Source organism: Marinobacter sp. (assembly GCF_040904845.1).
Classification (GTDB): Bacteria; Pseudomonadota; Gammaproteobacteria; order Pseudomonadales; family Oleiphilaceae; genus Marinobacter.
Genome location: NZ_JBBDSR010000002.1, coordinates 51,612 through 65,676, shown reverse-complemented (window position 1 = coordinate 65,676; position 14,065 = coordinate 51,612). Strand labels below are relative to the sequence as shown.

Genomic DNA, 14,065 nt, shown 5'->3' with positions numbered 1-14,065 from the left:
CCCCCGCACCCGCCACCCAAGCTAACGGACCTGCACCAAAACAAGCAGGCACGAACTCGATTATCAGTAGGAGAACAAAAACATGAAATTCACCCCCGAACACGATGCCCTGAGAAAAACCGTCCGCGACTTCGTGGAGAAAGAGATCAACCCCCATTGCGACGAGTGGGAAGAAGCCGGGGAGTTTCCGATCCACGACGTCTTCAAAAAACTCGGCAACCTCGGGCTGCTGGGCGTTCAGAAGCCGGAAGAATACGGCGGCATGGGACTGGATTACAGCTACAACCTGGTCGTGGCGGAAGAGCTGGGCATGGCTCATTGTGGCGGTGTGCCGCTGGCCGTGGGTGTTCAGACTGATATGTGCACGCCCGCGATTGCCCGTTTCGGCTCCGACGAGCTCAAGCGCGACTTCCTGGCACCGGCCATCGCCGGCGACATGGTCGGCTGTATCGGTGTGAGTGAAGTCGGCGCGGGTTCCGACGTCGCGGGGATGAAAACCACCGCGAAACAGGACGGCGATGACTACGTCATCAACGGCTCCAAGATGTGGATCACCAACAGTCCCAAGGCCGATTTCATCTGCCTGCTGGCCAACACCTCGGACGACAAGCCCCATAAGAACAAATCGCTGATTATCGTGCCCATGAATTCACCGGGCATTTCTTTCAGCCAGAACCTGAACAAGCTGGGTATGCGCTCCTCGGAAACCGCGCAGATTTTCTTTGACGACGTCCGTGTACCCCTACGCAATCGCATCGGGGCCGAAGGCACGGGGTTCATGATGCAGATGCTGCAGTTCCAGGAAGAGCGCATGTGGGGTGCTGCCAACGTCATCAAGGCATTGGAAAACTGCATCAACATGACCATCGACTACTGCCGCGAGCGCAAGACCTTCGGCCAGCCGTTGATCAACAATCAGGTAATCCACTTCCGCCTGGCGGAGCTGCAAACCGAAGTCGAGGCTCTGCGTGCCCTGACCTATCAGGCCTGTGAGCTGCACATCGAAGGCAAGGACGTCACCCGCCTGGCGTCCATGGCCAAACTGAAAGCCGGCCGCCTGGGCCGTGAGGTCACGGATAGCTGCCTGCAATACTGGGGCGGCATGGGTTACATGTGGGACAACCCGCTGTCCCGCGCATTCCGGGATGTGCGGCTGGTGTCCATCGGCGGCGGTGCCGATGAAATCATGCTGGGGATCATCTGCAAGATGATGGGAACCCTACCGGGCAAGCGTAAAGACTGACATTTGGTGCAAGACCGGCTGCCCGGTGTCGCTGTCCAGGACACGCCCACAAGTACGTCCCTGTAGGGCTCGATTCGGGCCATCCATGGCCCTCAACGTTCCTGGACAGCGACACCGGGCAACCGGCCCCAGACAACATACGTGGAGTCTCAATATGAGCCAGCTACCACACTGCGAAACGTTACTCCTGGAAAAACAGGGCCCCACCCTGCACGTCACCATTAACCGGCCAGACGCGCGCAACGCCATGAGCCTGCAAATGGTGGCCGAGCTATCCACTGTGTTCGCACAAATTGACGCCGACGCTGAAATCCGCGCCGTGGTCATTCGAGGTGCCGGTGGCCATTTCTGCGCCGGCGGTGACATTAAAGACATGGCTGGAGCAAGGGGGCAAAAGGCTGACGAGGGCGAAGCCGACCCCTTTTACCGGCTTAACCGCGCCTTCGGCCAGATGATCCAGCAGGTCAACGAATCCTCCAAGGTCGTCATCGCCCTCACCGAAGGGGCCGTCATGGGCGGCGGCTTCGGCTTGGCCTGCGTATCAGACGTCACCATCGCGGGACCGACCGCCCAATTCGGCATGCCGGAAACCTCCCTCGGGGTTATCCCCGCACAGATCGCACCCTTTGTTGTTGAACGCATTGGTCTGACCCAAGCGCGCCGGCTGGCGTTACTCGGTTTGAGAATTGGTGCGGATGAAGCCTGCACACTCGGGATTGTTCACCAGGTCGCCACTTCCGAAGAACAGGTCAACGAACTACTGGGCCTAGCCCTGGAGCGGGTTCGTCACTGTGCCCCAAACGCAACAGCGGAAACCAAGGCGTTACTACACCGAGTGGGACACGAATCCATGAGCGGTTTGCTGGATAGCGCAGCAGAGAAGTTTGCCTCCGCTATTCGCGGCGATGAGGGCGCGGAGGGAACCATGGCATTCATGCAAAAACGCCCCCCGAAGTGGGCAGGCGACGCCGAGTGATTCAGTAAACCGAACAGATGTGCTCAACAAGCAGACACGAGAAAAATTAGCGGGAGCGCCTATGTCGGGGGAGTGCCTCCAGAAAATGTCGGAGGCCATGGATGGCCGGAGAGAAGCGCACATGGATGTGCTCGTAGCGGTTTTCTGGAGGCACTCCCCCGGCATAGGTGCGGACAGGCACCACAATACGAGACCAGCACCATGTTAAAAAAGCTCCTGATCGCAAACCGAGGCGAGATAGCCGTAAGAGTCATCCGTACCGCCAAGGCTCTCGGATACCGGACCGTCGCTATCTACTCCGAAGCTGATGCCCGCGCACTCCACGTCCATGAGGCCGACGAAGCCGTCTGCATTGGACCGGCTCAGGTTAGCGCGTCTTACTTGAACGGAGACGCCATCCTCGATGCTGCAAAGAAAACCGGTGCCGACTGCATCCACCCCGGTTACGGCTTCCTCTCCGAGAACGCCGCCTTCGCCAACGCCTGCAAAGACGCCGGCCTGGTCTTCGTGGGGCCTCCAGCAGACGCCATCGACCTCATGGCCAGCAAGCGCCGCTCCAAAATCGCCATGCAGCAAGCCGGCGTACCCGTTGTTCCCGGCTTCGAGGGCCCTGTCAAAGGTAACAACGCCAGCGATGACGAACTCATCGCCGCGGCGGTCGACATCGGCTACCCGCTGATGGTCAAAGCCTCCGCCGGCGGCGGTGGGCGCGGCATGCGCCTGGTACAGCAACAATCCGAACTGGCAGACAACATCAAACGCGCCCGCTCCGAGGCCAAACAGGCCTTCGGCGACGATGAACTGATCCTCGAAAAAGCCGTCATCGAGCCTCGTCACGTGGAAATCCAGGTTTTTGCTGACCGCCACGGCAACGCCGTCTACCTGGGCGAACGGGACTGCTCCGTGCAGCGCCGCCACCAGAAAGTGGTGGAAGAAGCGCCCTCCCCGTTTGTCACTCCGGACCTGCGACAGGCCATGGGTGAAGCGGCGGTCAAAGCCGCGCTCGCCTGTGGCTACGAAGGTGCTGGCACCGTGGAATTCCTGGTGGACAAGGATCGCAATTTCTACTTCCTTGAAATGAACACCCGCCTGCAAGTAGAACACCCAGTGACCGAACTGATCACTGGCCAGGATCTGGTAGCCTGGCAACTGGCTGTGGCCGAAGGGCAGCCGCTGCCACTCAAGCAGCACGAAATCCAGCTCAGCGGCCACGCCATAGAAGTGCGACTTTACGCGGAAGACCCCGCCCGGGAATTCACACCACAAACCGGCCCGCTCCATGTCTTTGAGCCCGCCCGGGGCGAAGGCCTGCGGTTCGACACCGGCGTGCGCTCCGGCGACACCATCACGCCCCACTACGACCCCATGCTCGCCAAAGTCATTGCCTGGGGCCAGAACCGGGATGAAGCACGCCGCCGGCTGATTCGCGCGCTGGAAGACACCACCGTGTTCGGGGTGACCACCAACCGTTACTTCCTCAGCCGCATCATCAACAACGACACCTTCGGCGCGGGCGAAGCCACCACTGCCTTCCTGCAACAGGCATTTCGAGATGATCCGTCACTGACACCCTTCTCCCCGGACATCCGCGAACTCGCTCTGGACGCCTGCATTCTCGACCATGGCATTTCAGGCCAGAGCGCCTGGAGCAACGCCCCCGCCACTATGACGCCGATGAAACTCGATACCGGCGACGAAACCGTTGACCTGCTGGTGCGGAAAACCGGCAGTACCGTGTCTGTCAGCCATGGCGACAGACATTATCAGCTCGCCGTGGAGACCTTCGGAGATGGACTGTTATGCATCATCGACAACGGCGTACGTCAGCGTTGCCAATATCACCGTGAAGGGGATTCCCTATATTTACAGGCGTTCGGGCAATCCTGGTCGGTTCGCGACGTCACCCATCAGCCAGCGGCGGGTGCCAATGGGGCGGGTAGCGGCAAGGTTCAGGCCTCCATGGACGGTGCCATCATCGATGTGCTGGTCTCACCGGGCCAGCGCGTCCAGCAGGGCGAGACACTGGTTATACTGGAAGCCATGAAGATGGAACATCCGGTCAGAGCAGATCGGGACGGCGTCGTCGGCGAAGTGCTTGTCAGCGCTGGCGAGCAGGTTAAGCGCAGCCAGTTGCTGGTGGACATTACCGCTGGCGAAACGACAGAACAGGAGGCCAGCTCATGAACAGCCTGAACAACAGAACCGTCTTTATTACCGGCGGCAGCCGGGGCATCGGCCGGGCCATTGCCCTGGCCTGCGCCAGACAGGGTGCCAACGTAGTGATTGCGGCCAAGTCCGACACGCCGCACCCAAAATTGCCAGGCACTATTCACAGCGTAGCGAAGGAAATTCGGGAGGCCGGTGGCCAGGCACTGCCGCTGGTGCTGGATGTGCGAAACGAGAAGCAGGTGCAGCAGCGAGTAGATGAAGCCGGTGACCATTTTGGCGGCATCGACGCACTGATAAACAACGCCGGTGCCATCCGCCTGACCGGAGTGGAGCACCTCAAGGCCAGCCGTTACGACCTGATGCATCAGGTCAACGCCCGAGCGGTGTTTCTGTGCAGCCAGGCCGCGCTGCCCTGGCTGAAGGCGTCAGACAACGCTCATATTCTGAGCCTGTCGCCGCCGCTGAATCTGAACACCAAATGGTTCGCCCAGTACGGGCCTTACACCACAACCAAGTACGCCATGACCATGCTCAGCATGGGGATGACGGAGGAGTTCAAACGCTACGACATCGCCGTCAACTGTCTATGGCCCAAAACGCTGATTGCCACGGCCGCCATTGAGTTTGAAGTCGGTGGCCCGCAGATGATGGCCCAGGGCCGCAAGCCCGAGATCATGGCCGATGCCGCGACCAGCATTCTGAATCAACCGGGCGTCAGCCTGACCGGCCAGACACTGATTGACGAGGATGTACTCCGGGGCGATGGCGTAACCGATTTCGAACAGTACCGATACGCCGCAGGCGACAAACCGCTGCTATCGGACCTGTTCCTGGATTAGCCTCGGGGCGGATGGTGTCCCGGGGTCACAACAAGACCACAACTCAAAACCCTTACGGATAGCACCATGAGTCAAGACAACGTTTCAGCCCGTGACATAGTCCGCAGCATTCCCGGCATCCTCCGCCGGTTTCCGTCCATTGCCAAAGGTTACTATTACTACTCGGTCAAAAATGAAAACAGGGAGCTGACCCTTGGCACGCTAGTGGAGCGAAACGCGGAAAAATACCCGTCCCGCCCTGCCATCACCTACGAAGACCGTAGTATCAGCTGGTCCGAATTCAACGACTGGTCGAACCAGATTGCCAACTTCCTGCTGGCACGGGGCATGGTGAAGGGTGATGCCATCGCCGTGTTCCTCGAAAACCGCCCGGAACTGTTGGCGGTGGTGGCCGGTGCCGCAAAAATAGGCGTGGCCTGCGCCATGCTCAATACCTCCCAGAAAGGCAAGGTACTGACCCACAGCGTGAACCTGATCAAGCCCCGCATGATAGTGGTGGGCGAAGAACTGGTGGAGTCGTTCGATGCAGTAAAAACGGAGCTAGAGACCCGCCATGGCACCCCCTTCCTGTACCTGGCAGATACCAACACCCGAAGCATCTACGGTGATGCACCAGAAGGCTACTTGAACCTGGCGGAGAAGGTCAGCACCTATCGGGGCACCAACCCGGTATTGAGCATGCCGCCAACCATGGGCGACACGGCCATTTATCTGTTCACCTCCGGTACCACGGGTCTGCCCAAAGCAGCACCCGGCAGCCATCGCAAATTTGTGAAAGCCTATGGTGGCTTTGGCCTGATGTCCCTGGCCATGCAGCCTGAGGACGTCCTGTACTGTACGCTGCCGCTCTATCACGGCACAGCATTACTGGTATGCTGGGGCTCAGTGCTTGCCGGCGGCTCATCCATTGCCTTGCGCCGCAAGTTCTCTGCCAGCGCCTTCTGGGACGACGTCCGCCATTACAACGCCACCACCTTTGGTTACGTGGGCGAACTCTGCCGCTATCTGCTCAACCAGCCCGCCAGCGAGCAGGACCGGAACCACAACCTGACCAAAATGATCGGCAACGGCCTGCGCCCATCCATCTGGAAAGAATTCAAACAGCGCTTTGCCATCGAAACCGTGGCGGAACTGTATGCGTCCAGCGAGGGCAACATCGGTTTCTCCAACTTCTTCAACATGGACAACACCGTGGGGTTCTCCACCGCCCCGTACAAACTGGTGAAATTCCACGAGGGCACCCGAGACCCGGTCCGTAATGAGAAGGGCTATATGAAGGAGGTTCGCAAAGGCGAGCCGGGCCTGCTGATTGGCGAGATCACCAAAAAGTGGTCTTTCGAGGGCTACACTCAAAAAGACGCCACGGAAAAATCCATCCTTCGAAGTGCCTTCAAAAAGAGTGACGCCTGGTTCAACACCGGCGACGTGCTCCGGGCAATCGGCTGCGGCCACCTGCAGTTCGTTGACCGCATGGGCGACACGTTCCGCTGGAAGGGCGAAAACGTCTCGACCACCGAAGTGGAAAACATCCTTGATGGCTCAGGCATGGTGGAAGAAGCCATCGTCTACGGCGTGGAAATTCCCAAAACCAACGGCAAAGCCGGCATGGTGACGCTGGTGCCACACAGCAACGGCAGCGAGTTTGACGTTAACAAACTGTCCGCCTACCTGAAGGAAAACCTGCCCGCCTACGCCATTCCGGTGTTCGTACGCGTGACCCACACCATCGAGAAGACCGGCACCTTCAAGTACCGCAAGGTGGATATCCAGAAAGCCGGCTATTCTCTCGGTAAGAATGGCGAGGCGGTTTATGGGTGGCTGCCCCGGACTGATGGGTATACCAAGCTTGATGAGAAGCTGGTGTCTGAGATTGATGCTGGGCAGGTTAGTTTCTGACGTTTGGAGTTATTTGTGGGCTTGGGCCCTAGCCTTCTGGGTTCGGCGTTATGCCATATCGGATGGGGCCTCTCAAAAACCGCTACAAGCACATCCATGTGTGCTTCTCTCCGGCCATCCGTGGCCTCCGAAATTTTTGGGAGGCCCCACCCGATATGGCAGCCAGACATTGGCCGTCAACTTTGAACATCAAAACCGTAGGTCGGATTAGCCAACGGCGTAATCCGGCAATTCTGTGCGGATTCTTAAACTGGTTGTCGGATTACGGCTTCGCCTAATCCGACCTACGATCTTAACCGATCTTAAGCACCACCTTCCCGGTAGCCCGCCGCTCGGTCAAGGCACCCAAAGCCTGAGCGTAGTCCCCGAACTCGAACACTTCGCTGATCTTGGGGTCGATCTTGCCCTCGGCGTAGAGCTTCATCAGCTCCATCATGTTCTGGGCGCTGGTCTGTGGTTCGCGCTGGGTGAAGCTGCCCCAAAACACACCGACTACCGAACAGCCCTTGAGGAGTGTCAGGTTCGCCGGAATCTTGGGAATTTCGCCGGCGGCGAAGCCGATGATCAAGTGGCGACCGTTCCAGGCCATGGCGCGCAGGGCCTGCTCGGTATACTCACCGCCGACCGGGTCGTAGATCACATCCACGCCCTTGCTCTTGGTGAGCTTCTTGATGGTGTCTTTCAGGGGCTCTTCAGTGTAGTTGATCAACTCATCCGCACCCGCCGCTTTGGCAACGGCCAGTTTCTCCGCAGAACTGGCGGCAGCAATCACATGCGCGCCCATGGCTTTGCCAAGTTCCACCGTGGCCAGGCCCACGCCGCCGCTGGCACCCAAAACAAGCAGGGTCTCACCCGGCTGAATGTTGGCCCGTTGCTTCAATGCATAATAGGAGGTGCCATACACCATGGAGAAGGCCGCCGCCTTTTCGTCCGGCATGGCATCGGGCACCGGCAGCAGGTTCTGTTCCGGTGCCACGATTTCTTCGGCGAAGGCACCGTAACCGGTCAGGCCTGCCACCCTATCGCCCGGTTTAAAGCGGGTCACCTTCTCGCCCACTTCAATCACTTCACCCGCCATTTCACCGCCGGGTGAAAATGGCAGCGACGGTTTAAGCTGGTACTTGTTTTCGATGATCAGTGTATCGGGAAAATTCAGGCCAGCCGCCTTGACGCGAATTTTGACGCCGTGGCCTTTCACTTCGGGGCTGGCTATGTCTTCTATCACCAGCTTTTCGGCCGGGCCGTATTCTTTGCAAAGAATGGCTTTCATTGGATCACTCCATTGTTATTGGCTAACGGAAATGCTGTATCGGATGTCCATCAAGCTAAACAGAGTCGCTGCATGAAGCAAATAAAGATGTCTTATTCAGCCGCATTAGGTTTGTTTATAGCTGGACTCTGGCGGGGATGAATCCCGAGTCGATATAGGCTATCCTGCGCGCTTTCAAACCCGACCGGTTCGCCACCACTCACCACCACTTGCTGCGTTTCAGGGTCTGTCATGTTCGATATCATCTATTTTCTTGAAATGATTGGCGTTATTGCATTCGCCATTTCAGGAATGATTGTGGCCCGCTCCAAGAATATGGACCCGGTGGGCGTGTTCACCATTGGCTTCATCACGGCCTTGGGCGGCGGCACCCTGCGGGATCTGATGATGGACAACCACCCGCTGTACTGGATCACGCATCAGGAACAGCCCATCCTCATTCTGGCGATAGCCATTGTGTTCAGTTACTGGCACCGGGCAGAAAAAATCCGTGAGTCGCGGATTGTGTTTCCGGACGCCATCGGTCTCGGCATCTTCTCCATCCTGGGCGCTCAACTGGCGCTGGATCTTGGGCATTCGTGGTTCGTCGCGTCTCTACTCGGCGTGATGACCGGCACTTTTGGTGGTGCCCTGCGGGATACTCTGTGTAACGAAGTGCCATATATTTTCCGCAAGGACCAGGTCTACGCATCGATTTCTTTCGCGGGCTGCTGGCTTTATTTTGTGTGCCAGTGGTTCCTGGCGAGCGAAGCCATTGCGCTGACCGTAGGCCTGTCATTCATCGTGATTGCTCGCATGCTTGCCGTGCGCTTTGATATCCGGTTGCAACGGGACCCTCATCACCATGGCTGAGCGCACACTCTGAGGCTCGATCCAACACAAACCGTAATGATGAACCGTGAATCACCCCTTGGCCTGGGCGGCTTCAGCCGGTAATATTGCCGTTTTTTCACCCAATTCAAATTCGTTCGATCCTGTTCAAACTCGCAACCCTACCCGGTATTCAATGAGGCAGACCCCCGTCATGCTTGAGCGACTATTTCAGTTAAAAGCCCATGGCACCAACGTTCGCAGAGAAGTGGTAGCCGGCATTACCACGTTTCTGACCATGGCCTACATCATCGTGGTCAACCCCAGCATGCTGGAATCTGCGGGCATGGATTACGGCGCGGTGTTCGTCGCCACCTGTCTGGCCGCTGTGATCGGTACCCTGATCATGGGCTTGTGGGCCAATTACCCGATTGCCCTGGCTCCGGGTATGGGCCTGAACGCGTTTTTCTCGTTCACTGTGGTCGGCAGCATGGGCTACAGCTGGCAGGTCGCCCTGGGCGCCGTGTTCATTTCCGGCTTCCTGTTCTTCCTGCTCAGCATTTTCAAAGTCCGGGAATGGATTATCAACAGCATTCCGTTGTCGCTGCGCTTCGGCATTACCGCCGGCATCGGTTTCTTCCTTGCGCTGATTGCACTCAAGAACGCCGGCATCGTGGTGGACAACCCTGCCACGCTGGTGGGGCTGGGTGAGGTCAAAAGCCCTGAAGCTCTGCTGTTCTTTGGTGGCTTCGCTTTGATTTGTGCCCTCGCCTACCGCCAGATCACCGGTGCTGTCATGATCGGCATCATCGCCGTCACAGTGATTGCCATGATGCTCGGCCTGGTGGAATACAACGGCTTTGTTTCCGCGCCGCCGAGCCTCGCCCCGACGTTTATGGAGCTGGACCTGGCAGGAGCCTTAAACATTGGCATGATCAGCGTGATCTTTGCCTTCCTGTTCGTGGATCTGTTCGATACCTCTGGCACCCTGATCGGGGCGGCCCAGCGGGGCGGTCTTCTGAACAAGGAAGGCAAGCTGCCCCGCCTTGGTCGCGCGCTGATGTCTGATTCTGTTGCTACCATGTCCGGTGCGGCCCTGGGCACCTCCACCACCACCAGCTACATTGAATCCACCGCGGGCATCTCCGCCGGCGGCCGTACCGGGCTCACGGCGGTGGTCGTCGCCGTTCTGTTCCTGGCGTGCCTGTTTCTGTCACCGATTGCCAGCGTCATTCCGCCCTACGCCACTGCGCCAGCCCTCCTGTTTGTGGCGGTGCTGATGACCTCTGGCCTGAAGCTGATTGACTGGGACGACGTCACCGATGCGGCACCCGCGGTGGTCACCGCGCTGATGATGCCGCTGACCTTTTCCATCGCCAACGGCATTGCACTGGGCTTTATCACCTACGCGATTCTCAAAGCACTGAGCGGCCGCTGGTCCCAGTTGAATGTCAGCGTGGTGATCATTGCCGTTGTGTTCGTACTGAAATTCATGTTCCTGGACGTGGCGTAAGCCGCCTCCAGCGTTTCCCGGACGAGTTATGGATTACTTCGCAGAGAGCATCAAGAAAGCCATCCGCACCGTGCCCGACTGGCCCAAACCGGGCGTCGCGTTTCGTGATATCACCACCGTGCTTCAGGACAAAACCGCCTTCCGCAAGCTGATTGACGCCTTCGTGCACCGCTATCACGGACAGCAGATCGATGCCGTTGCGGCTGTCGACGCCCGTGGATTTATTATCGGCTCCGCCCTGGCCTACGAGTTGAACGCATCGCTGGTGCTGATCCGCAAGAAAGGCAAGCTGCCCTTCGACACGCTGGTGGAAGATTACGAACTGGAATACGGCACAGCATCCGTTGAACTCCACAAAGATGCGTTCAAGCCCGACGACAAGGTCGTATTGGTGGATGACCTGATCGCCACCGGCGGCACCATGCTGGCCGCCACCCGCCTGATTCGCCGAATCGGCGCAGAAATCGTGGAAGTGGCCGCCATGATCGACCTGCCGGACCTGGGCGGATCACGCAAACTGCAGGACGAAAACCTGGCGGTTTATACGGTGTGCTCTTTCGAGGGGGAGTAACATCGCTAGCGCCAATACCCACCGATAAGATATGGTCGGCTCTCCCACGAGGGCCGACCGTGCAGCCTGAAACCCTACCAGCCTTCTTTTGGGATACCGTGTTCTTCTAAATGATCGCCGCTGCGTTCGAGGTAACCTTCCGTTGTTTGTTTGAACTCTGAGGGATCGCCTTCGATTTCGTTGGCTTGGAGTCTTGCAAGTTCGATCTCATTTCCAATCTGATTCATAACCCACACAACTATTTCCCCGCCAGGTGCAAGACCAAAAATTAGCGAATCTCGGGGACCTTCAAACGCGCCTAAGGACGTGGTGTACGGGGCTGGTTCCTTCATTTTTTCGAGCCAGGCCTCTGGTATCGACATTAACCGCTGGTAGAACTTCTGCTCCGCATAGGAGAACCATTGGATCGCTATATAGTTTGGAAATGGGTCCAACCGACCACCGGGCCCTCTCGGTCCGTGGTCACCCCTCCAGCAACAGGAGACAAACCCAGGTGCCTGATGCCACGCATACTCACCAGACAGTTCGAACTCCATGTATTGAACCCATACGTCATAGTGCTTCGGAACGGCCACTCGAAAATACCACGCTGACTCCTTCTCCACCGGAGTTAAGCCACTACAACCAGCTCCCATTAACATCAAGCAGAGGAGTGTATATGTGAGTAAATTCCGCATTATCTTCCTGTCATTTTATGGTTTGGATGGACAACTCGGTTCCGTCGCGTTGCCGGTCGAAAGGGATGAATCTCGTCAAATGGAAACTCGTAACGTAGTAGGTCGTCTCCAACGGCACTTTCCATCAAGTTGTAGTGATCTGAGTGATGAATGTATCTTTGCAAGATTCGTTTGTTTTCTGGCTCTTCTAGAGTTAAAGCCTGCGCGCCAGAAGCCAATTGTTTGGTGAATTTTTCATAAAGGATGCGCAACTCATCTGGCACGCTTTCAGATTCGTTATTGCTTCCCAATGCTGCTAACGGAACTTCTTCCGCGGAGGCCAAGTCATGCATGATTCTTAGCGCAATTCTCGAGTAATGGCCCTTTATGTGCCTTGTCATGCGCAAACTCAGTAATACCTGACCATCAGGTGCCGGATGATCAATTCGTCGTTGCTTGATTTTCAGACTTGGATGTTCTCCATCAGGTAACATAAAACTGTGCTCTCCAATCCACCCTTCACCCGCCAGATACGACCGAAAATCCTCTAAATTGTCCCACTCTATGGTACTCACAGGCCATTGGACACTGCTGCCGCGGATGCTCAAAACAGGGTAAACAAGGACTTCTTCTATTTGCTCATCCGGGTAACCTCCCCCGATGTCGGAGTGAGCACCTGGCATGATAATCTCCCGAAAATTTTCCGGAATTTGATTCTGAGCATCCCTGAGACTGTTTAAAGCAAAGTTTTCCCGTTTTTCATGGCCAGCAACCAGCTGCACGGCTTTCGCCACGTCTTTTCGATTCAAATGCAAATTAACGGGAGAATTACGGTCATTTCCTGGTGAAAAATCGAGATCGGACAAATTAACTATGCCAGCAACCGTGTCAAATAATCCGACAAACCTAATTTCGACAGCTTCAGGCAATTCCAAATTATGGCGGCGCATCGCTTGAGACAACATGCCAGTCTTGCCCTTTACAATTTCATTAACAGCATGTCGGGCGGCAGCACCACCTCTGCTAAACCCGAACAAATCAAAAACAATTCTGTACCCCCTGTCTCCAGTGTTTAGATTTCTGATTTGTGAAGCAAGTTCCATAAAGAGCCGATTCACCTGCTCGAAAACCCCTGTCTCCCCCAACCCAGTAGCCATGCCAATCAGTGAATCATTCTCTCCGGTCTTAGTGCCAGCTCCGGGAGAATATACCTTAATCACGACAGGCCCCTTACCGGGTGCCTGCTGGCTTGAATCATCATAAAGCTGCCAGAGCTTCGCCACATTCGTAGCCGCCCCCGCATAGCTCTCCCCCATCAACAACCGCAGCCGCTCTTCGCACTCGGCCTGTTTTGACGGGTCTTTGCGCATGGGCTCCAGGCATTCCTGCTCAACCCGTCGTTCAAAGGTCTCGATGTTGTCCACGTTATTCAACGTGCCATCGGTAAACAGGCCGGCCACAATTTCCAGCGGGGGTTCTTCCGCTTTTTGCTGCTGTTCAGGGTTCGCTTCCACGGGCGCAACGGCGGCGAGGGGTAACGCAGCGGCTAAAGCTGCCGTGGGGTTTGTGGATGCATGCGCACCGGCCTCGCGCTCACGTTGTTGACGGCGCTGCGCGCGGAGTTCCATCTCAACGTCACCGGCCGACATGCCGCCAATACCCATGGTCGCTTCCAGATCGTCAGGCGATATACGTTCACGGTTGAGTGCGGCAACGGCTTCAGGGATATGACGGCTGAGGTGGCGGCTTTCCTCATAACACCATTGTCCAGGGCCGCCATCGTCTGAACGCCAGGTGACCACCGGGGAAACCAGTTCGTTTCGTCTGATGTCGCTGTACACCAGCAGAAGTTCCCCCGCCGCAACGCGGGCGCAGAGCTCATCGGCCTGGGCCTGATGCGAGCGGTAGCGGCCAGCTTGCTCCCGGGGCAACTCAAGCCGGTTGCGTTCGTGAGCATAAAACGAGGTGAGAATGGACCGGACTTTGCTGGTCGCGAAAAATGGGGATTCAATCAGCGGCAGGTCCTGTGCCCTGAGGTCCCGGGGGTATTTGAGTATCATCACTGTCCCTGTTGGTTTTGTTCCAGCCGGCCCTCTCCGTTGGTGCCAAGCGTCACGGAAAC

At 57.2% G+C, this 14,065-nt stretch carries 11 protein-coding genes; 8 read left to right on the top strand and 3 right to left on the bottom strand.

Going from position 1 to position 14,065, the window contains the following annotated elements; translation table 11 throughout:
- Positions 1-82 precede the first annotated feature (82 nt).
- The 5 genes from WD429_RS00385 (at position 83) to WD429_RS00365 (ending at position 7,123) form a co-directional block, all read left to right on the top strand.
- Positions 83-1,243, top strand: a complete 1,161-nt coding sequence (locus WD429_RS00385; RefSeq protein ID WP_368420181.1) for an acyl-CoA dehydrogenase family protein — start codon at positions 83-85, stop codon at positions 1,241-1,243.
- Positions 1,244-1,397: 154 nt separating this feature from the next.
- The gene (locus tag WD429_RS00380; RefSeq protein ID WP_368420180.1) at positions 1,398-2,219 is read left to right on the top strand and encodes an enoyl-CoA hydratase/isomerase family protein; all 822 of its coding nucleotides are present in this window, start codon (positions 1,398-1,400) and stop codon (positions 2,217-2,219) included.
- A 201-nt stretch (positions 2,220-2,420) separates the two neighbouring features.
- Complete coding sequence (locus WD429_RS00375; RefSeq protein WP_368420179.1) at positions 2,421-4,403, top strand: acetyl-CoA carboxylase biotin carboxylase subunit; 1,983 nt, start codon at positions 2,421-2,423, stop codon at positions 4,401-4,403.
- On the top strand, positions 4,400-5,227 hold the full coding sequence (locus WD429_RS00370; protein ID WP_368420178.1) for an SDR family oxidoreductase: 828 nt from the start codon (positions 4,400-4,402) through the stop codon (positions 5,225-5,227). Before WD429_RS00375 ends, WD429_RS00370 begins: the two co-directional genes overlap by 4 nt.
- 66 nt (positions 5,228-5,293) lie before the next feature.
- Positions 5,294-7,123: a long-chain-acyl-CoA synthetase gene (locus WD429_RS00365; RefSeq protein ID WP_368420177.1), complete on the top strand. Its 1,830-nt coding sequence runs from the start codon at positions 5,294-5,296 to the stop codon at positions 7,121-7,123.
- Positions 7,124-7,415: 292 nt separating this feature from the next.
- Here the strand turns inward: WD429_RS00365 and WD429_RS00360 are convergent, their stop codons facing one another.
- Positions 7,416-8,393 carry an NADPH:quinone oxidoreductase family protein gene (locus tag WD429_RS00360; protein WP_368420176.1) on the bottom strand — a complete coding sequence of 326 codons (978 nt, stop codon included), beginning with the start codon at positions 8,391-8,393 and terminating at the stop codon, positions 7,416-7,418.
- Between the two features lie 231 nt (positions 8,394-8,624).
- Between WD429_RS00360 and WD429_RS00355 the strand changes: the two genes are divergently transcribed.
- The 3 genes from WD429_RS00355 to WD429_RS00345 all read left to right on the top strand — a co-directional run bounded on the left by WD429_RS00355 (position 8,625) and on the right by WD429_RS00345 (position 11,287).
- Positions 8,625-9,245 (top strand): trimeric intracellular cation channel family protein, encoded by a 621-nt coding sequence (locus WD429_RS00355; RefSeq protein ID WP_368420175.1) that lies wholly within the window; start codon positions 8,625-8,627, stop codon positions 9,243-9,245.
- Positions 9,246-9,417: 172 nt separating this feature from the next.
- The gene (locus tag WD429_RS00350; protein ID WP_368420174.1) at positions 9,418-10,716 is read left to right on the top strand and encodes an NCS2 family permease; all 1,299 of its coding nucleotides are present in this window, start codon (positions 9,418-9,420) and stop codon (positions 10,714-10,716) included.
- 28 nt (positions 10,717-10,744) lie between these two features.
- Positions 10,745-11,287, top strand: coding sequence for an adenine phosphoribosyltransferase (locus WD429_RS00345; protein ID WP_368420173.1), 543 nt, complete (start codon positions 10,745-10,747; stop codon positions 11,285-11,287).
- 74 nt (positions 11,288-11,361) lie between these two features.
- Here WD429_RS00345 and WD429_RS00340 read toward each other — a convergent pair whose 3' ends face one another.
- Together WD429_RS00340 and WD429_RS00335 are read right to left on the bottom strand one after the other, a co-directional pair.
- Positions 11,362-11,922, bottom strand: coding sequence for a DUF2931 family protein (locus WD429_RS00340; protein ID WP_368420183.1), 561 nt, complete (start codon positions 11,920-11,922; stop codon positions 11,362-11,364).
- 41 nt (positions 11,923-11,963) lie between these two features.
- On the bottom strand, positions 11,964-14,003 hold the full coding sequence (locus WD429_RS00335; protein ID WP_368420172.1) for a DUF2235 domain-containing protein: 2,040 nt from the start codon (positions 14,001-14,003) through the stop codon (positions 11,964-11,966).
- Positions 14,004-14,065 lie beyond the last annotated feature (62 nt).